Consider the following 25,824-nt stretch of genomic DNA (forward strand, 5'->3'; position numbering starts at 1 on the left):
TGGCGCACCGCTATCGCGAGCAAGCTCGCTCCCACAAGAAAGGGCATCGTCGGCGTTGAGAAAGCGTCAACAGAACGTTACTCCTGCGCAATCTCCACACAACCGCTGATCAGTTAGTCCGGCTTTTTGACACTTTCCCCGATATGCGGTCACAACTTTTGCGCTCCGCTGGGTCATAACACGAAGGTCGTCGATGGAATGTTGACGTCTACCGAGGTTTAAGCCTGATACGGAGATAAGCTCATGATTTTCAACGTACAAAATTTTGGCGCCAAAGGAGATGGCATCACCGACGACACGGCAGCCATCCAAAGTGCGATTGATGCGGCGGCCGCGGCCGGCGGTGGGCAGGTGTACATGCCGACCGGCACCTACATCGTTTCGGGGGGAGAGGAACCTTCCGATGGCTGCCTGATGCTCAAGAGCAATGTCTACCTGTACGGCGACGGCATGGGCGAGACCACGGTCAAGCTGGTCGATGGCTCCGACACCAAGATCACCGGCATCATTCGCTCGGCCTACGGCGAGGAAACCCACGACTTCGGCGTCAGCAACCTCACCATCGACGGCAACCGCGACAGCACCACCGGCAAGGTCGACGGCTGGTTCAACGGCTACATTCCCGGCGAAGAAGGCTACGACTCCAACGTCACCCTCGACAGCGTCGAGATCAAGGATTGCTCCGGGTACGGTTTCGACCCCCACGAGCAAACCGTCAACATGGTCATCAAGAACAGCGTGTCCCACGGCAACGGCCTGGACGGTTTTGTCGCCGACTTCCTCAGCGACAGCACCTTCGAAAACAACGTCGCCTACGACAACGACCGCCACGGTTTCAACGTCGTCACCAGCACCCACGATTTCACCATGACCAATAACGTCGCCTACGACAACGGCGGCAATGGCATCGTGATCCAGCGCGGCAGCGAGGACATCCCCTCGCCCAACAACATCACCATCACCGGCGGCGAGGTGTATGGCAACGGCGCCGAAGGGGTGCTGATCAAGCTCTCCAGCGAAGTGACCGTCACCGGCGTCGACATCCACGACAACAGCAGCGCCGGGATCCGCATCTACGGCAGCAACCACGTCGAAATCATCGACAACACCCTCAACAACAATTCCCTGGGCGGCGCCGTACCGGAAATCATCATCCAGTCCTATGACGACACCCTGGGCGTGTCCGGCAAGTACTTCAACGGCAGCGATAACACCATCCAGGGCAACATCATCAGCGGCAGCGACCTGTCGACCTATGGCGTGGCAGAGCGCAACGAAGACGGCACCGACCGCAACGCCATCATCGCCAACACCATCAGCCATACCAGCAAGGGCGCCACGCTGGTCTATGGCGACGGCAGCTACGTCAGTGCCACGGTGCCCATGACCACCGTGCAAGGTACGGCGGGCAACGACACCCTGCTCGGCAGCGCCGCCAACGAGATTTTCTACGGCGGCGCAGGCAACGATACGATCAATGGCGCGGCCGGTAGCGACATCCTCGTCGGTGGCGCCGGCATCGACAAACTCACCGGGGGTACCGGTGCCGATACGTTCCGGTTCGTCGCTCAGTCGGACAGTTACCGCAACGCGACCACCAGCTTCGATGACACCATCACCGACTTCGACGTCACCCAGGACAAGATCGACCTCGCCGGCCTCGGTTTCACCGGCCTGGGCAATGGCCGTGGCGGCACCCTGCAGGTCAGCTACAGCGCCAGCAACAACCGCACCTACATCAAGGACTTCGACGCCGATGCCAGCGGCAATCGCTTCGAGCTGATCCTCTCGGGCAACCTGGCCAGTACCCTGACCGCCAGCAACTTTATCTTCAACCGGGTGATCACCGGCACCAGCGGTAGCGACTCACTGCTGGGTAGCGATGCGGCCGATACCCTGCTCGGCCTCGCGGGCAACGACAGCCTCAGTGGTGGCGCCGGCGACGACAAGCTCGACGGCGATGCTGGCATGGACACCCTCACTGGTGGCGCCGGGGCGGACACCTTCGTGTTCTCCAACCGCCTGGACAGCTACCGCAACTACAACACCGGCGGCGCCAACCTCGGCGACCTGATCACCGACTTCGACATCAGCGCCGACAAGATCGACCTCTCCGCCATGGGCTTCACCGGCCTGGGGGACGGCAAGAACAACACCGTGTACCTGGTGCTCAACAGTGCCGGCACCAAGACCTACATCAAGTCCCTGGAGGCCGATGCCAATGGCAACCGCTTCGAAGTGGCGCTGGATGGCAATTACCTCAACACCCTGACCAGCGCCAACTTTGTCTTTGCCACCACCTCGCCGACCAACCAGGCGCCGGTACTGGCGACGCCGCTGCTGGACCAGAACGCGACCGAAAACACCCCGTTCAGCTACGTGGTGCCGGCCACCAGTTTCACCGATCCGGACAACGACAGCCTGAGCTACACCGCCAAACTCGCCAATGGCAGCGCCCTGCCCAGCTGGCTGGTCTTCGATGCCGCCACCCGCACCTTCAGCGGCACGCCACCCGACACTGCGTCGGGCACCTACGCCATCCAGGTCACCGCGAGCGACGGCAGCAACGCCACCGTCAGCGACAGCTTTACCCTCGCCGTGCAGGACGTTCCCACCGCCATTGTGATCAATGGCACGCCGAACAACGACACGCTGACCGGCACCGCAGCCAATGAGCAATTGTTCGGTGGCGCGGGCAACGACACCCTCAATGGCGGCGCCGGCAACGACATCCTGGTCGGCGGCACCGGGGTCGACAAGCTCACCGGCGGCACGGGGGCCGATGTATTCCGCTACACCTCGAAACTCGACAGCTACCGCACCAGTTCCACCAGCGCCAGTGACCAGATTCTCGACTTCGACCTGACTGCGGACAAGATCGATGTCTCGGCGCTTGGCTATACCGGCCTGGGCAACGGGCTCAACGGCACCCTGCAAGTCACTTACAGTTCGTCGACCAACCGCACCTACCTCAAGGACCTGACGGTCGATGCCAACGGCAACCGGTTTGAGGTCTCGATGGCAGGCAACTTCCTCAGCAGCCTGACGGCCAGTCACTTTGTCTTCGCCGACCAGACCAACCCCACCAACGTGGCGCCGGTCGTCGCTACCCCACTGCTGGACCAGAACGCCAGTGAAAGCACGCCGTTCAGTTACACCGTGGCCAGCAACAGTTTCACCGACGCCAACCAGGATGTGCTGACCTACACCGCGACCCTCGCCAACGGCAACGCCCTGCCCGCCTGGCTGAGTTTCAATGCCACCAGCCTGACCTTCAGCGGTACCCCGACCAGCACTGCGGCAGGCAACTACGACGTGCTGGTCAAGGCCACCGACCCCTCGGGCGCCTCGGTCAGTGACAACTTCGCCCTGGTGGTGGCCGATGCGCCCGCCAACACCATCACTGGTACCAACAATGCCGAAACCCTCAACGGCACGACCGGCGCGGACCTGATCCTTGGCCTGGGCGGCAACGACACGATCAAGGCCGGCACCGGCGCGGACATCGTCGACGGTGGTGCCGGACGCGATTCGCTGTACGGCGGTGACGGTGCCGACACCTTCCGCTACAGCAACCTTTCCGACAGCTACCGCGACTACGACACCGGGGGCGTCACGGCCACTGATACGATTTATGACTTCACCGTCGGCGTCGACAAGATCGATGTCTCGGGGCTGGGCTTTCTCGGCCTCGGTGATGGCAGCAACGGCACGCTGTACATGACCCTGAACGCGGCTGGCGACAAGACCTACATCAAGTCCGCCGAAGCCGATGCCGACGGCAATCGCTTCGAGATCGCCCTCAACGGCAACTACCTCAACACCCTCACCGCCAGCGACTTCGTCTTCGGCGAGCGCGCCCAGCAGGACATTCTCTACCTGCCGACCCTCGGCCAATCCAATGCCCGCCTGCTGCGCATGACCGAGGACGACAACCAGTCCGGCACCTCGATGCTGGTCAATGACCTGAACCGCTACACCACCTATGACGTGCGCAGCCAGTTCACCGATGCCGACGGCAATGGCATCGACATCGCGGTGGGCGGCAGCACGGTCAACGGCCTGTCCACACTCAGCCCCGAGGAGCTCCAGTTGTGCTGGTGGCTGACCGACACCAACCAACCCGGGCCAGCACTGTTGCGGGCGGTGACGTTGCTGCGCGACCAACGCACCGAACTGCAGGCGATCGATAACGTCACCATGGGCATCATATGGGGCCAGGGCGAGGAAGCCGCCCAGGAAATCGCCCGCGCCACCGACAAGGCAGCGGCAGCAGCGGCCTACAAGGCCGCGACCCTGAAGGTGTTCGACTACTTGCACGCCCAATTCGGCAACTTCAGCGTGTACCTGATGGAAACCGGTCACTACGAGGAGGATGCGGCCCGAGCCCGGGGTTATTCGGAAGAGAAGATCGCTTCCATCGTCGAGGGCGTCGGTTATGTGCGCGCCGCCCAGGAGGCCATCGCCGCCGAGCGCGCCGACGTCAAGCTGGCGGTGGACTACACCGACCTGCCCTTGCGCTACGAAGTCGACCCGCTGGTGTACCCCGATGACGTCTGGCACCTGCACGAGGAGTCGGCGGAAATCGTCGGCCAACGCCTGGCGGACTACATTGCCGATGACCTGGGCTTCCAAGGCGATCCCAACGACAACAACAGCGTGCAGGACATCTTCGACAACGCCCAGAACCAGGGTGGGATGATCTCCGGTACCGACCAGGACGACACTCTGGTGGGCAGTTCGGGCAACGACACGCTGAACGGCGACCTGGGCGCCGACACCCTCACCGGCGGCGACGGCAACGACATCTACGTGGTCGACAATGCCTTCGACAGCGTGGTGGAAACCAACACCTCGCTCTCGCAGATCGACACAGTGCAAGCCTCGGTCAGTTGGACCCTGGGCGCCAATCTGGAAAACCTGGTGCTCACCGGTGTGTCGGACATCGACGGCACCGGCAATGAACGGCGCAATTTCATCACCGGCAACGCCGCCAATAACGTGCTGGACGGCGCCGCAGGGGCCGACAGCATGAGCGGTGGCGATGGCAACGACAGCTACTTTGTCGACAACGCCGATGACAGCGTGATCGAGACCAACAGCAATACCGTGAGCGGTGGGATCGACAGCGTGCACAGCAGCCTCGCGGCCTATACCTTGGGCAACAACGTCGAGAACCTGTATGTCGATAGCACCGGCGCCGCCAATGGCACCGGCAACGCGCTGGACAATACGCTGTTCGCCGGGGCCGGCAACAATGTACTGGATGGACGCGATGGCATTGACACGGCGAGCTTTGAACGCGCGCTGTCCAGCGTGACCGTCAACCTCTCGACGTCGGCGCAACAGAACACCGTGGGGTCTGGGCTCGACACTTTGAAATTCATCGAGAACCTGAAGGGAAGCGCCTACGCCGACACACTGTCGGGCAACAGCGCGGCGAACGTCCTCGACGGAGGGGCCGGCAACGATACGCTGGTGGGTGGTTCGGGCGATGACCGGTTGATCGGCGGCGCAGGCACCGACAACCTCACCGGAGGCACGGGTGCGGACACCTACGCGTTTGGTGCGCTGTCGGACATGGGCGTCGGAGCCCTGCGCGATGTGATCAACGGCTTCAAGAGCGCGGAGTTCGACAAGTTGGACCTCACCGGCCTGGACGCCAACCCGCTGACCGCCACAGTCGATGCCTTCACGTTCATCGGCAGCAACGCCTTCGATCCCACCAATGCCACCGGCCAGCTGCGCTTCGCCGATGGCATCCTCTCCGGCAGCACCAACGCCGACGCCACCCCCGAGTTCGAATTCGAACTGGTCGGCGTCAAGGAGCTGCACGCCAGCGACTTCACCGCCTGATTGCCCCCTGAGCAGGCTTGCCGCAATACAGCATGGATGCTGACCGACCCACCGCTATCGCGAGCAAGCTTTGCTCCCACAGGGGATTTTTGTTGGCAGGGAAATCGCAGGCTGGCACCGATCCAAACTGTGGGAGCAAAGCTTGCTTGCGATGACGGCGGCACATCCAACATCAAGGCAGACTGACACGCTGCTATCGCGAGCAAGCTTTGCTCTCACTGGGGATTTTTGTTGGCAGGGAAATCGCAGGCTGGCACCGATCCAAACTGTGGGAGCAAAGCTTGCTTGCGATGACGGCGGCACATCCAACATCAAGGCAGACTGACACGCTGCTATCGCGAGCAAGCTTTGCTCTCACTGGGGATTTTTGTTGGCAGTGAAATCGCAGGCTGGCACCGATCCAAACTGTGGGAGCAAAGCTTGCTCGCGATGACGGCGGCACATCCAACATCAAGGCAGACTGACACACCGCTATCGCGAGCAAGCTTTGCTCCCACTGGGGATTTTTGTTGGCAGGGAAATCGCAGGCTGGCACCGATCCAAACTGTGGGAGCAAAGCTTGCTTGCGATGACGGCGGACATCCAACATCAAGGCAGACTGACACACCGCTATCGCGAGCAAGCTTTGCTCCCACAGGGGATTTTTGTTGGCAGGGAAATCGCAGGCTGGCACCGATCCAAACCGTGGGAGCAAAGCTTGCTCGCGATGACGGCGGCACATCCAACATCAAGGCAGACTGACACGCTGCTATCGCGAGCAAGCTTTGCTCCCACTGGGGATTTTTGTTGGCAGGGAAATCGCAGGCTGGCACCGATCCAAACCGTGGGAGCAAAGCTTGCTCGCGATGACGGCGGCACATCCAACATCAAGGCAGACTGACACGCTGCTATCGCGAGCAAGCTTTGCTCCCACTGGGGATTTTTGTTGGCAGGGAAATCGCAGGCTGGCACCGATCCAAATTGTGGGAGCAAAGCTTGCTCGCGATGACGGCGGACATCCAACATCAAGGCAGACTGACACACCGCTATCGCGAGCAAGCTTTGCTCCCACTGGGGATTTTTGTTGGCAGGGAAATCGCAGGCTGGCACCGATCCAAACCGTGGGAGCAAAGCTTGCTCGCGATGACGGCGGCACATCCAACATCAAGGCAGACTGACCCACCGCTATCGCGAGCAAGCTTTGCTCCCACTGGGATTTTTGTTGGCAGGGAAATCGCAGGCTGGCACCGATCCAAACTGTGGGAGCAAAGCTTGCTCGCGATGACGGCGGCACATCCAACATCAAGGCAGACTGACACACTGCTATCGCAAGCAAGCCCGCACACAGGGATAAGTTGCAAACTTGAACCCTGGATTGTCTAGAACAAACTCTGCACCTGCTCCAGTACCGCGCGGTTCATCTGGCCGGTGTGGGTGTGCAGGCTCACATAGCTTTGCAGCATGTCGAGCTTGGTATTAAGCAGGTCTCGGCGGGCCTGGAACAGCCGCTGCTGGGCGTCAAGAATATCCACCGTGGAACGCACGCCGCCCTGGAAGCCTTTTTCCGTCGAGGTCAGCGCACGCTGATTGGACTCCACCGCCCGCTGCATCGCCTTGCTCTTGGCAAACCCGGCCACGACGCCCAGGTAATCGGTCTCGATATCTTCGGCCAGTTGCTGGCGTTGCACGTCGTAGTCGGACTGGGCGCCGGCCAGTTGCGCTTCGGCCTTGGCCACCGAGGCCCGTACCGCCCCGCCGCGATACAACGGAATATCCAATTGCACCCCCACGTAATAGGTGTCCTGGCGCGGGTCGAGTTCCTGGTATTGACGGGTTTCCCGGCGGGTCAACTGGGTGGTCAGCGACAAGGTTGGATAATGCCCGGCACGCTGGCTGTCGGCCTGGGCCTCGGCCACTTTCACCGCCGCCAGCCGAGCGGCCAGCTCGGGGCTGGCTTCACGGGCAATCGCCGTCCAGTACGGCAAGTCCTGCTCAGGCGGGATCGGGCTACCGGCGGCCAATTCTTCGCGCATCGGCTGAATATCATCGATGGGCACGCTGGCGCGCCCGGACAAGGCCCGCAACGCCGCCACGCGGCGCGCCTGGGCTTCAGCCTCTTGGGCTTGCACCAGATCGAGCCGTGCCTGGGCTTCGTCGATATCGGTGATCGCACCTTGGCCGCCTTCATAAAGCTTTTTACTTTGAACGACCAAGCCTTGGATCGCGCTCTTCTGCTGGACGATCAGCTTGATCTCGTTCTCGGCCCGGGCGACGTCGAAATACCCCTTCGCCACCCGGTCATACAGGGTCTGGCCGGCCACATCGAACACCTGGGTGCCCAGTTGACCGCGCGCCTTGCCCTCCTGATAGGCCGCCCAGCGTGCCTTGTCGTAGAGCGGCTGTTGCGCCGCCAGGGTCACGTTGTTCGCCTGGTAATCATTGCTGTTGACGTAGGTGCTGTCGTCACCGCCGTCGGTCCGCCCGCCGTAGCCGTAGCGAGAGGTCAGCGACACTTGCGGGTAAAGGCCGCCACGCCCGATGTCCTCTTCATGCCGCGAAGCTTCAAAAGCGTGGGCAGCCGACTGAACGGTCGGATCGTTGAGGCGCGAGGCATCATAAGCGGCGGTCAGGCTCAGGCCCCCCTCGGCGGCCCACACCGGATTGAGCGCCGCCCAACCCGCACACAGGCTCAGCAATACACGCAAACGGTAGCGGCAACGATCGACCATGCTCATTCCTCCTTGAAGGCTGCAAGCAAGCGTTCACGCAAAGGCTTCATCAGGTAATTCATCAAGGTGCGCTCGCCCGTCACCACCGTGACATCGGCGAGCATGCCCGGGCGCACCAGCAGGCCGGCGCTCTGCAACGCAACCACGGTGTCGGCGGGAATCTCGACCTTGGCGGAGAAGTACGGTTGATGTGTCTGCTCATTGATCAACTGGTCCGCCGACACCGTCGTCACCGTGCCGGTGACCGTCGGCGTATCCACCCGTTGCAGCGCCGTGAAATGCACATGCACCGGCAGGCCCGGACGCAGCTTGTTGGCCATCAGCGGCTCGAAACGCGCGGTGATCGCCATCGGTGCATCCAGCGGCACGACCTGCATCAGGGTCTGGCCGGCCTGCGCAACGCCGCCGACGGTATGAATGCTCACGTCCATGACCTGCCCGGCCACTGGCGCACGGATCGCACCGTTGTCGACTTCAAACTGCAAGGCGCGAATCTGGTCGGCATAACCGGCGGCCTCGGCCGAGACTTCGCTGAGCTGGGTTTCGGCATCACGGCGGAACTCCTGCTGCGCCTGCAAGGCCTTGAGCCGGCTTTCATTGATCGCCTGGCGAGTCCTGCCGACATCACCCACCCCAGAGGCGATCTGCCCCGCCAACTGGGCCGCGTTGCGCTCGGCCTCGAAGAGTTTGTTGCGCGGAACGTAGCCTTCCCGGGCCAAATCGCGCAGGCCTTCAAGCTCCTGCTGCTGGAAGCGCATCTGCGCATCGTAGTTGCGCTTGACGCCTTCGTAGCCAAGCAATTGCTGCTGCAAGGCCGCGGCTTCGTGCTCGATGATCTGCAAGCGGCTGCCCAGCTCCGCGCGGCGGGTGATGAACAACTGGCTCTGCAAGGCCATGGCCGCCTTGACTCGCGGTTCGTCGGCGTGGGCCAGCAGTTCCGCGGGCCATTGGATCTCGGCATTGCCCAGACGCTCGGCAATCAAGCGCGCCTCGATGCTGCGATCATTGAGGAGCTTGCCCAGGGTCACGTCCAGTTGCGATTGCGCCTGCACCGTATTGAGCTGCACGAGCAATTGCCCTTGGGTGACGCGGTCGCCATCGCTGACCAGCAGCTTTTCCACCACCCCGCCGACCAGCGACTGCACGGCCTTGCGCTCCCCTGCCACCACCACGGTGCCGCTGCCTACCACCCCTTGGTCGAGCGGCGCCAGGCAGGCCCAGAGCAGGAAACCGCCCAGCGTCAGGACCAGGAATCCCACGCCATAACGAGCCGCGCTTCCGGCGTCGGTACTGGCGCTGGGCAGCGTCGTGGTGCTGCGCACGCTCAACCCTTGCTCGCTGTACGCTTGTGCCCCTGGAGTCAGATCACGCATCGCCGCCCGCCTCCCTGACCGCGGCCGGCCTGGGCCCCGGCATCAATGCCTTGAGCACCCGGTCCCGTGGGCCGAACGCTTGTTGAGTACCGTCCTTGAGCACCAGGATGTGATCGACCACCGCCAGCACACTGGGGCGGTGAGTAATCAACACCACGGTGCTGCCGGCCGCCTTGAGCGCACTGATAGCCTGCACCAGCGCCAGCTCACCGGCGTCATCGAGATTGGAGTTGGGCTCATCGAGCACGATCAGCGATGGCCGTCCGTAGAGCGCGCGAGCCAGGCCCAGGCGTTGTTTTTGCCCACCGGACAAGCCAAGCCCACCAGGGCCCAACGGCGTGTCGTAGCCCTTGGGAAAGCGCAGGATCATTTCGTGGATGCCGGCATGACGCCCGGCGGCGATGATCTTGTCGGCGTCCTGCTCACCGAAGCGGGCGATGTTGTCGGCAACCGTGCCATCGAACAACTCGATGTCCTGTGGCAGGTATCCAAGGTACGGCCCCAAGGCGTCGTGGGACCATTGGCTGATCTCGGCATCGTCCAGGCGCACCGACCCGCCCATGGCCGGCCAGACCCCAACCAAGGCGCGCGCCAGTGTCGACTTACCACTGGCGCTGGGCCCGACCACGGCAAGCACATCGCCCTTGGCGAGGCTGAAATTGATCCCGCGCAGGATCGGCTGCGAAGCACCTGGCGGACCGACATACAGCTGTTCCAGGCGCACCGCGCCGGTGGGTGGCGGCAACGGCATGCGCAGACGCTCGCGCGGATGCTGGGCCAGCAATTGGCTCAGGCGCTGGTAGCTCTGGCGTCCGGCGTTGAATTGCTTCCACGAGCCGATGGCGATTTCCACGGGCGCCAGGGCTCGCCCCAGCAACAGCGACATCGCAATCATCATGCCCGCCGACAGTTGGCCTTCAAGCACCAGCAAAGCGCCCAGCCCCAACGCCAGGGACTGCCCGGAGATACGCACGAAACGGGTCGTCGAGGTGATACGCGCGCTGCGGTCGCTGGCATGGGCCTGGGCGGCAATGATCCGTTGCTGCAACAGGCTCCAGCGCTGACGCAGCGGCCCGAGCATGCCCAGGGCCTGGATGACTTCGGCATTGTGCAGTGTGCTGTTCACATAGATCGACGACTGCACCCCCAGCCGATTGGCCTCCCCCAGGCGCGCTCGCGTCGCCAGTTCTCCCCACAACGCCAGGCCGATCAGCACCAAGGCCAACACCAGTGTCAGCACGCCGAACCAGGGGTGAAAGATGAACGCCACCAGCAGGAAGATCGGCAGCCAGGGTGCATCGAGCAAGGCGATCAGGCCCTGCCCGGTAATCAACTGGCGTAGCGTCGCCAGGTCGGTGAGCACCTGCGCCGGGTTGGCGTTGTGCTCGCGCAGGCTGCGGGCAAAAGCGGCGTCGAAAATCCGCTCGCCCAGGGCTTCGTCCAGCCCTGCGCTCATGCGAATCATCACCTCGCCACGGACCCACTCGATCAGGGCACTGAACATGAACAGTCCCAGGGCCATCAAGGTGAGCATGAACAAGGTGGTTTCGTTGCGGCTGGTCAGGACCCGGTCGTAGACCTGCATCATGTAGAGCGACGGCACCAGCACCAACAGATTGATCACGCCACTGAACAATGCCAGCGCCCAGAACACCCGGCGGTAGCTCAATAAGGCAGCATCAATGTCATGACGCGGATCGAGTAGAAACCCCATGGGAAATCGCCTGCAAGAGAAATGGTCGGTCCAGGACGCAATCCATCGCAAGGCTCTTTTTCCCGAGAGTGATCGAGAAAAAACTATCCAGCTGGCGCGCTGTTATCAGGGGCGATCCTCATCCCTACAGGCGCCAATTACTGACAACGCAGCCGCGGGTTAGTGCCGGTTTGCAGGGGTGTGCTTGCAAGTGGGTGACAGGCGGACGGGCCGCGCTTCGAGACGAAGCTTATTGCCTCTCGAATGGGCCAAAAAAGCGGTTTTGTTGACGCCAGTAACGTGGCGTCAACAGGATGAAAACAGCACGGCTAGCCGAGGGAAACGACCCGTTCAGGCTGGGGCGAATGCCGCGACGTCACCAGGCCGACAAAGGAAATGACCAGTGCCAGGCCCAGGGTGGTACTGACCTCGCTGCGGTGCTCGGGCGTGATCATCATGACCGCCAGCGCCGCCGAGATGAACACGATGACCAACCAGGTCAGCCAGGGGAACAGCCACATGCGAAAAGGCAGCTCGATATTCTGCCGTCGCAACATCCGGCGCATGCGCAGCTGCGAGATGGCGATCACCAGATACACCAGCAACGCGATGGCGCCGGAGCTGGCGAGCAGGAACTGGAACAGGCCGGCGGGCATGAAGTAACTGAACAAGGTGACGCCCGCGCCGAGCACGGTACTGGCAATCACCGCAGACCTTGGGACACCGGCCGAAGACGTGACCTTCAAGGCCTTTGGCGCATCGCCGCGACGCCCCAGGGAGTACAACATTCGCGAGGCGATATAGATCGAGGAGTTCATGCAACTGGCCACGGCGATCAGCACCACCACATCCACCAGGAATTTGGCGTGGGGAATGTTCATCAGCTCCAGCGCTCGCTGGTAGGAACCCACTGAAGCCAGGAGTGGATCGTTCCAAGGCACGACGGAAATGACCACGAAGATCGACAGCAGGTAAAACACACCGATGCGCCAGATCACCGAACGGGTGGCCTTGGCAATGTTCTGCGCAGGGTTGTCGGATTCGGCGGCTGCGATGGTCACCGCCTCCGTACCGATGAAACTGAACATGATGGTAATGAACGCGCCCACCACCGCCGACAGACCGTTGGGGGCGAACCCGCCATGCTCCTCCATCAAGCGACTCAGGCCGCTGGCTTCGCGCTCGGGAATCCACCCCATCAGCACCGCGAAACCCAGGGAGATGAAGCCGATGATCGCCACCACCTTGGCCATGGCAAACCAGAACTCGAACTCGCCGTATTTGGACACACTGAACAGATTCGTCACCGCCAGCAGCACGATCGACACCGAGGCGAACAACCAGGCATCGACGGCGGGAAACCACTGGTTCAACACATGACCGGCGGCCAACGCTTCGATGGGAATCACCAACACCCAGAACCACCAGTAGAGCCAACCGATGGTGAAGCCTGCCCAGCGTCCGATGGCCTGGTCGGCATAGGTGGAGAAGGAGCCGGTGTCCGGATTGGAGACCGCCATCTCGCCCAGCATGCGCATGACCAGGACCACCAACAGCCCGGAAAACAGGTAGGCCAGCATGACGGCCGGGCCGGCGGCGGCAATGGCATGGCCCGATCCCACGAACAGACCCGCACCGATGATTCCGGCGATGGACAGCATGGTGACGTGACGAGGCTTGAAGCCCTGTGCCAAATGGCCGTTCGAATCCTTGAAGCTGGGGCTGGTCATTTTTTTATTCTCTTGTGATCGAACATTGAGACGCGCGCAGGGACAGTCGGTGCTTCTGGTATTCCCGCCCCTCCTGGAAGCGGTACCTCTTGGTCGAGTTGATCCACCCTGGGCGAACGTGCGCAATTGCGGTGAAAAGTCGCGCCACGTTACCTGCCTTCCCTCCCGAGTTAGTTACCTGAACGCGCCATCCCCGTGCCTGATTTCGCCAAGTGGGGCATGGCGTTTTGCCGCTTGCCAGGTGTCTGGATCGCGGTATTCAGCCGCGTCCTTGAGGGGAGCCATGAAATAAACCCTTTAAAAACTTTACTGGGTTAAGTATTTTGCATGCCTATACCCGGCCTGTTGTTAACCAGGAACCCTGTGGGAGCGAGCTTGCTCGCGATGGCGGTATTTCAGTCGACTTCAATGCAGCTGATCCAACGCTATCGCGAGCAAGCTCGCTCCCACAGGGCTGGTGCGCCAAGGCCTTTAACCGCTGCTTTCTTTCCAACAAGGACCTCCCGTGAGCGGACTGCGTGAACGTCAAAAAGCCGAACGCCGCCAAGCCATCAGCAAGGCGGCGGTCGAACTGTTCGAGCGCCAGGGTTTCCAGAACACCACCATCGAACAGATCGCCAGCCAGGCCGGCGTATCGGCGCCTACCGTCTTCAAGTACTTCGGCAACAAGCAGGAGATCATCCTGGAGATCCTGCACGACGCCGACCAGCGCGCACTCACGGACACCCGCAACCAGATCCCTGAAATCGAAGACCCGGTCGAAGCACTGTGTTATCTGGAACGGCTGTTGACCGGTTACGCGCTGGAGGTCATGCATCCGAGCCTTTGGCGCGAGTTGCTGCCGCTGATTCTGTTTGGTGGCGACAACGGGCTGCCGGAGGGTTATCGCGCCATGAACGATGCGCTCAGGGCCGAAATCAGTGGGCTGATCAGGGAATTGCAACAGGCCGGAAAGCTGCGCGCCGACCTCGACGTCGACCTCGCCGCCTTCCTGTTGAACGACTATTCGCACTTGCAGCTGTTCCGGTTGGTCAACCAGGAACAGCCGGACATCGAGGCACACTCCACCCAGGTCCGGCGTATCACCGAATTGCTCTTCCTGGGCATGCGCGCCTGAGCGAACACCCCACCGATACGGACCCGGCGCCGCAACACCGGGTCACGCTGATCAGCGATGCGTCTTGATGCTGGTCCAGGTGCGAGTGCGGATCCGCTCCACCGCCGCCGGCACCGGCTCCAACGCGAACAGAGTCTTGCGCGCCTCGTCCGGCACATACATGGCGGGGTTGTTGCGGATATCGGCGTTGACCAGCGTCGTGGAGTCCTTGTTCGGGTTGGGGTAACCGATCTTGTTGCTGATCCGGGCAATGACATCGGGACGCAAGATGTAGTTGATGAACGCGTAGGCCTCTTGGGTATGAGGGGCGTTGGTGGGCACCATCATGACGTCCGACCACATCGGCGCGCCCTCCTTGGGCAGCGCCATTTCCACCTTGACCCCCTTCCCTGCGTCCTGGGCCAGTCGTTTGGCCAGGGCCACCCCACCGGACCAACCTACCCCTACGCAGATCTCGCCGTTGGCCAGGTCCATGCCATAGCGTGACGAATTGAAGTAGGTGATGTAGGGACGAACCTTGAGCATGGCCGCCTGCGCCTTTGCGTAGTCCTCACGTTTCTGGCTGTTGGGGTCGAGCCCTTCGTAGTGCAAGGCGATGGGCACGATCTCGTTGGCGGCGTCGAGCAATCCCACGCCGCAACTGGCCAGCTTGGCCATGTTCTCTTCCTTGAAAAGGATGTCCCAGGTGTTCATTTGCACATCGGCGCCCAGCACCTGGCGCACCTTGTCGACGTTGTAACCGATCAGCGTCGTGCCCCACAGGTACGGCGCCGCATAGCGGTTACCCGGATCACCCACCGCCTCCAGGGACTTCATGAACTCGGGGTCCAGATGCTGCCAGTTCGGTAATTGGCTGCGGTCCAGGGGTTGGACGGCACCGGCGGCAATCAGGTGGCTGACGTTGGAACTGCTCGGGTAGACCACGTCATACCCGGAGTTGCCGGTCAGGAGTTTGGACTCCAAGGTCTCGACGCTGTCGAAGACGTCGTAGATGGGACGGATGCCGGTTTCCTCCTCGAAACTCTTGAGGATTTCAGGCGGCAGGTATTCGATCCAATTGTAGATTCGCACCGTCCGCTCTTCGGCCAGGCTTGCGCCACTAACCAGCATCGAAACGACAGCGCCCAGCAAGGTGTTGCGCAAAAACATGCTCATGATCAAACACTCCAGCGCGGCCGCGAAGGCTCGCGGCACTTAATAGCGGTAGGTGAAGTAGAGTTCCAGCGCGCTGAATTTCCGGTCGTCGCCGAATACTTGCTTGGCCGCTGCCATGGGCTTGACCCAGTTATAGGACAGCGAGGTGGACAGCGACTTCGAAGGCGCCCAATCCAGGAAGACTACACTCTCGTCGGCAAACCGTTTGTCGCTGACGGCGGTGCCCATGTAGTTTTTTTCGTCGAGCCAGAACTGGTAGTGGATCGCGCCGAGCGTAAGGGTTTCGTTGAGGTGGGTCTTGAGTGAGAACTGCTGGACGTTTTCGTTGCTGTTGAACAGCAGGTAGTTGCCGACGACATCGCCGATCAGCCAGGTGCTCCAGTCGACGAAGCCCTTGCTCAACGGATCCCAGGCTTTCTGTCGGTTGTCCGTGAGGTTGTCGTCGCCGGAAAAGCTCGCGTAGCGGTAGCCAATCACCGGGGTCAACGGCAGCGTGCTGAAAGTGTAATCCGCCTGGCCATACCAGGCCTTGGCGTCGTAATCCACGCCTTCGCCGCTGCCTCGCTCAAGGGCATATTCGGCATTGAGGGTCAGGTCGGCGATGCCCGGGAGCCTGGCGTTCAACGCCCTGACGTTGTACACCAGCATGCCATCGCGGCGACGCGGCAACGTGCTGCCCTTGGGGCCCATGGCCTTGACCTTCAACGCGGTGGCGCCCAGCGTCAGCTGGTCGTCGAGGTTGTAGTCCAGGTTCGCGCCGCTCATGCGAAAGTCACCCAGGTCGCTGTCGGTGCCCAGGCTGAAGCCCTGGACCTTCAACGCGCCATGATCCCAGGCGACCACCGCCGAATCCTTGAAGGCAGTGCGTGGGGCGAGCCAGTAGGCGCCGTCGTTCAACTGGTCGAGGTTGCCATCCATCACGATGAAACCGTTGCCGATCATGTAGTTCTGGCGACCGCCGGTGACCGTCCACTCCCCGGCCCGGAAACCGCCATAAAACTCTTCGGTCGACAGCTTGCCGTCGGAGCTACGGGTGAAGCCACCGGCATCACCATCACCGAAGGTGGTCGCGCCCACCAGGGAGCCGCCAGCCAACAGGCTGAAATCCGGCTGCACGGTGTACTCCAACTTGACGCCCGGCTTGACGTAGAACTCCTGCCAGTCGATTTTCGTGCCGCGATTCTTGCCGCTGCGCATGTCCACCACGCCGCCGCCAAAGTTGACGTTGCGGGTAGAAAGGACTGCGCCACCGGCACTGAAGTTGACCTCGCCCTTGAGGTTGCCCTCCTCGAAGGTGTAGCCCGCCCAGGCAACCTGGGCGGTCAAGGGTAACCCGAGCACGAGGAACGTTCGGGACAAACGCATCATGGAAACCATATGGAGCTCCTGTGTGATTATTGTTGTTACAGGGCAGTAAATGGCGGCGCAAAACCGCGCCAACACCTGGTGGGGCCAGGTGAGCGGAACGCAAAATTCTTGTGTTTATCGGATGAAGTCAGGGCGTCAGGTGCGCCGCGATGGCACGCAGCATGCGCACGCTGTCGCCGTCGAATGGGCTGACGGCCTCGCCCAGGGACGACTGCTTGACGATCACCACGCCGGACGGTTTGTCGATGAACAGGTATTGACCATGGATGCCACCGGCCATGAGCGCCTGGCTGTGGTCGTTGAAGACATACCATTGGCTGCGGTAGGACGCGCCTGGGGTCCAGCTCGAAAAGTCAGGGGATGCAGCGTAGATCGCGGGGTCGGCTCCGGCGGCGATACCGGCCAGCGCCTCGGCCGAGAGCAGTTGTGACCCACCCTGGCGGCCATCGTTGGCCAGCAGACGGCCGAAGCGCGCCATGTCACGCAAGGTCGCACTGAAACCGGCACCGGCGACGCTGCGGCCCCAGGGGTCCGCCAGGAAGTAGCCGTCACGTTCACAGCCCAACTGGCTCCAGATCTCTTGGAGCAACTGATGGCAGGCCTTGCCTGATGCCCGCTCCATGACCCAGGCCAACGCCTCGGTGGTGGCCGTCACGTAATGGAAAAAGCCGCCGTGACTGCCGCATTTCCTCAGTGAGGGCAAGTACTGATACAGGGATTCGAAGGTCGCGTACTGCGCTGGCGCCGGCTGGAAACCGCAGGCGTAACCGTATTGGGAACTCTCTGAATCCGGGTCCTCATAGACCTCGCTGTAATCGACGGCCACCGCCATGTCGAACAACTGGCGCACGGTGGCATCGGCAAACGCGCTGCCCGCCAGTTCCGGTACGTAATGGGTGGCCGTCAACGTAGGGTCCAGCAAGCCTTCGCAGACCAGTTGCTCGCCCAAGGCACCGATCAGCGACTTGGTCACCGAAAACATGATGTGTCGGTCCTGGGGACGCTGGCCGTTGAAGTAGCGCTCAAACAGTACGGTGTCGCCCTGCAAGACCAGGAAAGCATCGGTCTGGCTGGCGACCAGGTGATCGATCACGCTGATGCTCAAGCCACACTCGCTGTCGAAGTGCAGCTCATCCAGCGCCTGGAGCGCCTGCCTGAACGCGCTGACCGGACCGCTGCCGGCCTGCACATCGATGGAAGGACGCAAGCGCGCCAGGTTGCGGAAACCCCATTGGTTGAACGGTGGGCTCATCCAGTTGTGCCAGGTGACGCGGCGCTGGGGTTCGGCGGGAAAGCCTTGCATGAGTGAAGGCGCCAGGCGTGCGTCAAATGGCGATTCGTGAGTCTCGACGTAAAGACTGGCCAGTGAAGGCACGGTGTTCTGATTCATCGGGTTGCCCCTGCAAAATGACTCTGCGTGAAAGCAGATGCAGAGAAATAATTACCCGATGTAATTTTTTAGTCAATAAATCTTTTTACCAGCAATTAGCTATCCACCGCCGCCTGAGCGGTGTCGCGAATCCGGGAACTGGCGTTCATGCAGGCCTGTCACTCTGTTCAATGGTCTTGCCCGGCACCTAATGACTCCGCCATTCGAACCAGGTCAGCGAAGGACTTGGCGTGCATTTTTTTCATCGCGTGGCCGCGGTGGATTTTCACGGTGATTTCGCTCAGGTTCATCTGCCCGGCAATCTGTTTGTTCATCAGGCCCTTGGCAGCGAACGTCATCACCTCTTTTTCACGGGCCGTCAGCGTTTCGTAGCGGGCATGCAGGTCCGCAAGCTGACGCTCGACGGCTCGGCGCTTGACGTCGGCCTGGAGTGCGGCTGACACCGCGTCCAACAAATCCTGTTCACGAAAGGGTTTGGCCAGGAAATCCACGGCCCCTGCTTTCATTGCCTTGACCGACATTTCGATGTCGCCATGGCCGGTGATGAAAATGATGGGGATAGTGACGTTCGACCCCGCCAACTGACGTTGAAAGTCCAGGCCGCTACTACCTTGAAGCCGTACATCGAGCACCAGGCAACTGGCACCTTCGGTCTTGGGTTGTTGGAGAAAGTCCGCCGTGGAGGCGAACGTCTCGACGCGTATGCCGACCGAGCGCAAGAGGTTGCTTAATGCATCGCGCATTGAGGCATCGTCATCCACCACGAACACAATTGAATCCTTGCTGCTCGGGTCATTGGATGGGGAATTGCCGTTCATGCACGATCCTCTTGGGGAGTGGGCGGAAAAAAATTGTAGCACAGCGCCTTGGGCCGAAAAGTACGGTAGGAATGGCCCGAACCGTGATGTAGACGCTATGCAATGAGCTGGGGGTGCAACGCTGATATCAGTGCAAAAAGATGACGAGGTCGATGCAGGTACGCATTGATCTGGCTGCTGTAACTTTCCCCGGTGGTGCACCAACTGCAAAAGTGCTCGCAGTTATTGGATAAGACCCTGTATTGGTCTTCGCCTAGTCGCGAACGCGCCCGATTGGCAACTTCTTCGGCGCAATATTCACAGTGCTCGTCAACTATCCACACGGGCTTGCCTTTGGCGAAATGTTCAAGATCGGTCACTTCGATAGGCCCCGACTTGAGGGAACCGCTGAACCCCGAGTAATGGGCAACTTCTGCGCCGCCAAGGTATATGCCGTGATGCAGGTAGAACCGGCGAGGGCTGACCAGGTGTGCACCTATGGGCACGCTGCCCGGGGCCTGCTCGATGTTGACCGGTTCCAATGAAACATCCGACATGTCTTTCGGCAGTTGACCTTGGGACGTGGGCGCACTCAAGCGATAGAAAACATTCGTTGTCATGAGTGCCAGGCAAATAAGCACAATGGAACGCAGTGATGAAAACTCATCCACGGCATGGGCAGTTAGATTATTCATGAGAAGAGACTCCGCAACCCTTGAAAACACTGTATCGCCGGGGTTGCGGAGTTTCATTTGTACATGGGACTGATTTCAATGACCGGTTGATATACAGGTCTTAAACCTAAGTATTAATCAAGACATTGTCGTTGAGCTGAAGGCTGCGATGGGCAGCGTGAATTGAACAGTGGCACCGCGGGGTGGGTTGACGCTTGCCCTCAAACTGCCGCCATGGGATTCAATGATCGAACGACAGATCGATAACCCCAACCCCAAGCCCGTAGGCTTGGTGGTGTAGAAGGAAGTGAAGACCAGGTCGGTACTGTCCGAGGCGAACCCCGGCCCGGTGTCACTGACACTCACCACGATGCATCCGGCATCATCGCGCACCGTGCAGATAAGCAACTGCCGCTCGCCTTCGCTGACACCGCTCATGGCCTCGAGCGCATTCATGATCAGGTTGAGCAACACCTGTTGCAGCTCTACACGGTCGCCTTCGATGGCGGGTAAACCGTCCATGAGTTGCGTCTGTATCGAGGCGCCACTCTTGCCGATCTGGCCACGGGTGAAGTCGATCATCTCGCTGATCGCCGCGTTGATGTCTACCGGTCCCTTTTGCGGTGGCGCCTTGCGGATATGCCCACGGATGCGACCCAGCACGTCCGCCGCTCGGTTGGCATCGAAGATGAGGCGCTCCAGCACCTGCCGGACCTCCCCGACTTCCGGCGGTTGCACGTTCAACCAGCGCAATGCGGCATTGGCGTTGAGGATGGCCGCGGCAATTGGTTGATTGACTTCATGGGCGATCGAAGCCACCAACTGCCCCATGGTCGCGACACGGTTGGCGTGGGCCAGCTCGGTCTGAACCTCGCGATAACGCCGCTCGCTTTCGCGGATTTTTTCTTCCGCCTGCCTGCGTTCGGTCAGATCCAGCACAAAGGCGACCCCTTCCCTGCTACCGACTTCGAACTTCGCCAGGCCGACGATGACCGGCAGTCGGCTGCCGTCCTTGCGCAAATATTCCTTCTCATAGGGTCGGGCATGCCCGGTCAGCAAAGCGTGGGCCAATCTACGTTCGCTGAGTTCTCGAAACTCAGGGACCGTCAGGTCTGCCCAGCGCAGATGGCCCGAGGCAAGGTCTGCTCGTTCGTATCCCAACATACGCAGAAAGGCATCGTTGGCTTCGATGATCTCGCCGTCGGCGTTCCAGACGAGGATCCCAATGATGTTGGCGTCCACGAGGCGCCGGATCTTCGCTTCGCGTTCCGCGACCTCACGGTACAAGCGAGCATTTTCCAGCGAAATGGCAGCCTGTGAAGCCACCAGCTTCAACACGGCGATCCGGGTCGGACTGAACACACGGGCCGCCAGATTGTTTTCGAGATAGAGCGCGCCGACGAGCCTGGCCTGGTTCATCAACGGCAGGCAGAGAATCGAACGGGCCCGCTGCTGCCGGATATAGGGGTCTGCGGCGAACGGCGCCTCGGCCACGGCATCGTCAAGGAAAACGCTCTCTCGGGTGCGCAGCACATGATAGAGAATCGACTCGGGCAGCAGCGTCGCACTCACCCGCTCATCGCGTAACTGCGTTGCGTTGCCGCCAGTAGTCACTTGCGCCGCGACCCGATGCTCGCCGCCATCGGACAGGATCAACAGCCCGCGTTCGGCGCCGGCCTGTTCAATGGCCGTGCACAGGATCATATCGATCAGCTTTTCCAGGACGATTTCGCCCGATACGGCTTGGGAGACCTTGAGTACCGTGGCAAGGTCAAGATGTTCGACCGGTGTCGCCATCGTTGTCGTCGGGCCGAGTTCAGGCGCTTCGGCCCTCAACGATGGGTACTTGTTCTCCAGTTGCCGCACCTTGCCATCGGCACCCCAACGCTGGTAACCGTAACGGGCATCCTGCAAATAGACCCGAGCGATTTTCCCGAAGCCCCGCGCCGCGTAGAAGCGCGACGCGAGTTCATTGGCAAGCGCCTCGATGTGCACGAAGCCACTCTCTTGCGCGGAATCAATAGCCTGCTCGTAAAGCAACTCGGCGTCGATCATGCGCCCTTCAACGCGGGCGATTTCGGCACCCACCAGCGCGGCGCGGCTGGCGAAATTTTCCGGACACTGCTGCGCCCAGGTCTGGAGCCACTGCTGATCGGCAACTATCGCCAGCAAGTGCTGCCCATGCTCGTCCACCGGGAGGCTATCGCAGCGGGCGGCCCGGGCCAGGGCGCCATAGAAATGAAACTCGGCTTCCTCGAAGAACGACTGGCAAACCCAGAGTAAACGCTGCGCCTTTGCAGCGGCCTCCAATGCCGCCTCAGCATCGTCGGCCATGTAGCGAACCTGTAATTTTCGTACCCAGTACAAACACTCAGCCAGTACCAGATCCGGATTGCTGGCCAAGTGGGTTTCGATGCCTGACTCGGTTAGCTCGCCGTCGTCCAGGCGACCAAAGGTTAGCGTCGAGCCTCGGAGCATCCGGATCAGCGCCAGTTGCGTGATGATGAAATCAGTCACCAACCCGAAGCGTACTTTCCTGGCGTAAACAAGACCCCGCTCGGCTTCGCCTTGTATATCGGACAACAGCTCGCCGGCGAAGAGCAGATCGGCAGTGAGGTTGTTGCCCGCGTAGGCGCCATACGGTAGATCGCCGATTCGATTCGCCGCCGTAAACGAACGACGCAACAGGTCGCGGCATTGCCCCACAGGCTTCATCCAGCGTACGGCAAAGCACGAGAAGCAAAGATAGGTGCTCGCCTCGAATCGAGCCAAACCACGTTTCTCAACGAGCTCGCAGCCAAGCTGACCGAATCGGAAGCCCACTTGGTAATCACCGAACCGGCGACCGGCGACCCTGAATAAATTGGCGTAGAGCAAACATGAAGCATCGCAGTTGCCATGCTCAAGGCTCAGATTGACCGCTTTGCAGATCAACAGGTCCGCCAGGTTCGCTTCACTCTGCAGGGCTGGCGCGAAGAGTTTCCCCAACGCATTGACGGTCACCAGGGACGTCGCATCCTCCATCAACGGCAAGTCGATAAGGTCCTCGATTGCCCGGTCCCCCAGTAGCGCTCCGATACGGTCGTACTCGCTGCGCACGTCATCGTCGCTCGGATGGGCCGACCACTCGATCCCCACATGCCGCAGGTAGGCCAGGCAGACCGCAACCGCACCGTCACTGCGATCCAGGAGCAAGTAGACATCCATTAGCAGGCACGCGACATTGGCCCGCTCGATCACGGTCATGGCGTGATCCGACAACGCCGTGAGACGCTCATCGGCGGCAGACAGCTGCCCGGTCAAGAGCTCGCATTCGGCGCAATTCAACTCCAGCGCGAAAATCAGCCCATGACGACGCGCCCAGCAGTCCTCGCCCAACAACTGCGTCCCGGTGGTGAAATAGTTGAGCGCCGACGCATAAGCCGTCGACGCCTTGGCGCGTTGGCCGGCAATCAGGTTGAATGCAGCCAACTGCTCCCGCTCAGCCGGGTCGGTGATCAATACGGCGCCGCGATTGAGCTGGCCGACGATCTCGAAGATCGCCTCTTCCTGCCCTTGCGCGGATGTCTGCGCGGCGAGCAATCGTCCGATTCGCAGGTGCGTCTCGGCGCGCGAATCCTGGGGGATCAGCGAATAAGCGGCTTCATGAATACGGTCGTGGACAAAACCATAAGCGTCGTCCAGCCGCTCGACCAGTTCCAGGCGAATCGCCTCCCAGAGCACCCCGCGGACCTGCGCCCCGGGAATGCCCAGCACGGTCGAAAGCGCCTCGATCCCGGCGACGTTACCCAGGCAAGCCAGCTGCTGCAGCGCCTGCTGCGTCTCGCCCGGCAGGCGCACCAGCTTACCGACCATCAGGTCCACGACATTGTCGGTGTAGCCCTCGGCATGAATGCGGTCCGGGTCCCACCACCACTGCCGGGCGTCATGATCGAAGGTCAGCAGTTGCCCGTCGGCGAGCGTTTGCAGGAACTGAATCACGAAGAACGGATTGCCGGCGGTTTTTTCCAGCACCAACTGCGCCAGGGGCTCGATGCGGGCCCGCTCGTCATGCAGCGCCTCGACGATCAACTGCTCGATATGCACCTTGGCGAGTGGCGCCAGCATGATCTCGACGACGTTGCCTCCCGCGCTCCGAATAGTCTGGAGCTTGCCTGTCAGCGGGTGGGTGACGTCCACTTCGTTGCTGCGGTAGGCGCCCACCAGCAACAGGTGCCGCACATCAGCGCTGGTCAGCAGATCCTCCAGCAAATCGAGCGTGGCCGCATCGAGCCACTGCAAATCATCGAGAAACAGCGCCAGCGGATGATCTTCGCGGGCGAACACGCCGATAAAACGCCGGAACACCAGCAGGAAGCGGCGTTGCTCCTGTTGCGGATCAAGTACCGAAACCGGTGGTGGTTCGCCGATGATGAGCTTCAGCTCGGGAATGAGATCGGTCATGAGCCGCGCATTGACATCCAGCGCTTCCTGCAGCGCGTCACGCCAACTGGCCAGTTCCGTGTCACTCTTGCCAAGCAGGGTGCGCACCAGGCTCTGGGAGGCCTGCACCAGCGTCGCATAAGGGATGTCGCGGTGGTATTGATCGAACTTGCCGCTGGCGAACAATCCCCTCGGCGGAACCAGCACCTTGTGCAACTCGTTGACCACCGAGGATTTGCCGATACCGGAATAACCGGTGACCAGGACAAGCTCCGGCGCGCTGCTTTCAACGACACGCGCGAACGCCGCGATCAGGGTGTCGACTTCATGCTCGCGACCATAGAGTTTCTCGGGAATCAACAACCGATCGGATGTGCCATGCTCGCCCAGCGCAAAGGCATTGATGTGGTGCTGTTGCTGCCACTCGGCGAGGCAGCGCCGCAGATCATATTCCAGACTCGTTGCGGTCTGATAACGTTCCTCGGCCGTCTTGGCGAGCAGCTTCATGACAATGTCGGACAGCACCTCGGGAATGGTTCCAACCCGCTCGCGAGGCGGCAAGGGTTTCTTGGCGATATGGTAGTGCACCCACTCGATCGGGTCCGATGCCAGGAATGGCAGCGAGCCGGTCAGCATCTGGTACAGCGTGACGCCGAAGGAATAGAGATCACTGCGTGAATCGATCGAGCGATTCATCTTGCCGGTCTGCTCGGGTGCCATATAGGCGAGCGTCCCTGCGAGGGTCTCGGGCGCCTGCCGCTCCCGTGGCAGCCGTGAGGCGAGGCCGAACCCGGTGAGCCTGGCCTGTCCGTCGAAGCAGTTCACCAGGATATGACTGGGCTTGATGTCTTTATGGACGAGGCCACTCCGGTGGAGCTTGCCCAGTGCCACGGCGATGCTCACCGCCAGACGCAAGAACGTGGCCGTTTCCATGGGCGCAATCAGCAACTGCACAAGTGGCGTGCCGCCTGGATCCTCAAGCACCAGCTGCGTCTGGGCGCCTTCGCGCACCATCTCCAGCGGTCGCACCGACCAGGTGCCATCGAGCTCGTCTTTCAGGCCAAACTCGTGGGCCAGACGGCCAAGGCAGCCGGGACGCGGTTGTTCGGCAGCGGGCCGCGCCACCAGTACGCTGCAATCGCCCTCGACACCCGGACGCAGTTCCCGGCAGAAGATACGTTCACCATCGTCCCATAAAATTTGCATGTAGTTATCCGTCGGCACGCGAGCATTTTGTAGTGGGTTATCCGCCGCACGTTGCCGTCGGGCTGGCATCCGGTGTCACGTCGCATGGCCGATGCCGTCGCGCTGGGGCGACGTCCGTGGCTGCGCTGGGCGCCCGATGAGGATGGGGCTCTGTCGGGATCCAGAACGGGTCGTGTTGCCGATATCTAGATTAACCCCTCATGAAAGCCCTTCAAGTGATTTCATTGGGAACAACGAATTGACTCGCCTTGGATTTTTTGTGTCGAGCCCCAGGCAAACGATGCGTGCCAGTCTAGGCGAGACGCCAGCACCGGTCAGTTGTACCTGCGTACAGC

12 protein-coding genes are annotated in these 25,824 nt (G+C 61.2%); 2 read left to right on the plus strand and 10 right to left on the minus strand.

The features are described from left to right. Positions 1–243: 243 nt before the first annotated feature. Positions 244–5,856, plus strand: coding sequence for a putative Ig domain-containing protein (locus tag AB4O09_RS17095; protein ID WP_460107241.1), 5,613 nt, complete (start codon positions 244–246; stop codon positions 5,854–5,856). 1,358 nt (positions 5,857–7,214) lie between these two features. On the opposite strand, the gene AB4O09_RS17100 is transcribed toward AB4O09_RS17095, so the two are convergent. From AB4O09_RS17100 to gabP, 4 genes are all read right to left on the minus strand, one after another. Continuing rightward, entirely contained in the window at positions 7,215–8,564 is a 1,350-nt protein-coding gene (locus tag AB4O09_RS17100; RefSeq protein WP_013693241.1) for a TolC family outer membrane protein, read from the minus strand. A gap of 2 nt (positions 8,565–8,566) precedes the next feature. After that, positions 8,567–9,937 carry an HlyD family type I secretion periplasmic adaptor subunit gene (locus tag AB4O09_RS17105; protein ID WP_003201394.1) on the minus strand — a complete coding sequence of 457 codons (1,371 nt, stop codon included), beginning with the start codon at positions 9,935–9,937 and terminating at the stop codon, positions 8,567–8,569. Continuing rightward, entirely contained in the window at positions 9,930–11,651 is a 1,722-nt protein-coding gene (locus AB4O09_RS17110; protein WP_003201392.1) for a type I secretion system permease/ATPase, read from the minus strand. Before AB4O09_RS17110 ends, AB4O09_RS17105 begins: the two co-directional genes overlap by 8 nt. Before the next feature lie 308 nt (positions 11,652–11,959). Beyond that, the gene (gene gabP, locus AB4O09_RS17115) at positions 11,960–13,360 is read right to left on the minus strand and encodes a GABA permease (protein ID WP_043042844.1); all 1,401 of its coding nucleotides are present in this window, start codon (positions 13,358–13,360) and stop codon (positions 11,960–11,962) included. Between the two features lie 505 nt (positions 13,361–13,865). Between gabP and AB4O09_RS17120 the strand changes: the two genes are divergently transcribed. Continuing rightward, entirely contained in the window at positions 13,866–14,477 is a 612-nt protein-coding gene (locus AB4O09_RS17120) for a TetR/AcrR family transcriptional regulator (protein ID WP_003201389.1), read from the plus strand. Positions 14,478–14,528: 51 nt separating this feature from the next. Here AB4O09_RS17120 and AB4O09_RS17125 read toward each other — a convergent pair whose 3' ends face one another. The 6 genes from AB4O09_RS17125 to AB4O09_RS17150 all read right to left on the minus strand — a co-directional run bounded on the left by AB4O09_RS17125 (position 14,529) and on the right by AB4O09_RS17150 (position 25,489). Then, positions 14,529–15,632, minus strand: coding sequence for a polyamine ABC transporter substrate-binding protein (locus AB4O09_RS17125; protein WP_003201387.1), 1,104 nt, complete (start codon positions 15,630–15,632; stop codon positions 14,529–14,531). 39 nt (positions 15,633–15,671) lie between these two features. Continuing rightward, positions 15,672–17,009: an alginate export family protein gene (locus tag AB4O09_RS17130; protein WP_043042845.1), complete on the minus strand. Its 1,338-nt coding sequence runs from the start codon at positions 17,007–17,009 to the stop codon at positions 15,672–15,674. Positions 17,010–17,127: 118 nt separating this feature from the next. Continuing rightward, positions 17,128–18,390, minus strand: coding sequence for a serine hydrolase domain-containing protein (locus AB4O09_RS17135; protein WP_100263990.1), 1,263 nt, complete (start codon positions 18,388–18,390; stop codon positions 17,128–17,130). A 167-nt stretch (positions 18,391–18,557) separates the two neighbouring features. Further along, positions 18,558–19,208 (minus strand): response regulator transcription factor, encoded by a 651-nt coding sequence (locus AB4O09_RS17140; RefSeq protein WP_039011838.1) that lies wholly within the window; start codon positions 19,206–19,208, stop codon positions 18,558–18,560. Between the two features lie 95 nt (positions 19,209–19,303). Next, a complete protein-coding gene (locus tag AB4O09_RS17145) occupies positions 19,304–19,882 on the minus strand; it encodes a lecithin retinol acyltransferase family protein (protein ID WP_028237219.1) in 579 nt (192 codons plus the stop codon). 117 nt (positions 19,883–19,999) lie between these two features. After that, the gene (locus AB4O09_RS17150; protein WP_460107245.1) at positions 20,000–25,489 is read right to left on the minus strand and encodes a trifunctional serine/threonine-protein kinase/ATP-binding protein/sensor histidine kinase; all 5,490 of its coding nucleotides are present in this window, start codon (positions 25,487–25,489) and stop codon (positions 20,000–20,002) included. Between the last annotated feature and the right edge of the window lie 335 nt (positions 25,490–25,824).

This window comes from Pseudomonas sp. H1_F01 (assembly GCF_054681425.1).

What these genes read in the sequence shown, in the direction of transcription:
- AB4O09_RS17100 (WP_013693241.1), bottom strand. Translation starts at nt 8,564, where the DNA reads ATGGTCGATCGTTGCCGCTACCGTTTGCGTGTATTGCTGAGCCTGTGT.
- AB4O09_RS17130 (WP_043042845.1), bottom strand. Translation starts at nt 17,009, where the DNA reads ATGGTTTCCATGATGCGTTTGTCCCGAACGTTCCTCGTGCTCGGGTTA.
- gabP (WP_043042844.1), bottom strand. Translation starts at nt 13,360, where the DNA reads ATGACCAGCCCCAGCTTCAAGGATTCGAACGGCCATTTGGCACAGGGC.
- AB4O09_RS17140 (WP_039011838.1), bottom strand. Translation starts at nt 19,208, where the DNA reads ATGAACGGCAATTCCCCATCCAATGACCCGAGCAGCAAGGATTCAATT.
- AB4O09_RS17135 (WP_100263990.1), bottom strand. Translation starts at nt 18,390, where the DNA reads ATGAATCAGAACACCGTGCCTTCACTGGCCAGTCTTTACGTCGAGACT.
- AB4O09_RS17105 (WP_003201394.1), bottom strand. Translation starts at nt 9,937, where the DNA reads ATGCGTGATCTGACTCCAGGGGCACAAGCGTACAGCGAGCAAGGGTTG.
- AB4O09_RS17110 (WP_003201392.1), bottom strand. Translation starts at nt 11,651, where the DNA reads ATGGGGTTTCTACTCGATCCGCGTCATGACATTGATGCTGCCTTATTG.
- AB4O09_RS17095 (WP_460107241.1), top strand. Translation starts at nt 244, where the DNA reads ATGATTTTCAACGTACAAAATTTTGGCGCCAAAGGAGATGGCATCACC.
- AB4O09_RS17125 (WP_003201387.1), bottom strand. Translation starts at nt 15,632, where the DNA reads ATGAGCATGTTTTTGCGCAACACCTTGCTGGGCGCTGTCGTTTCGATG.
- AB4O09_RS17150 (WP_460107245.1), bottom strand. Translation starts at nt 25,489, where the DNA reads ATGCAAATTTTATGGGACGATGGTGAACGTATCTTCTGCCGGGAACTG.
- AB4O09_RS17145 (WP_028237219.1), bottom strand. Translation starts at nt 19,882, where the DNA reads ATGAATAATCTAACTGCCCATGCCGTGGATGAGTTTTCATCACTGCGT.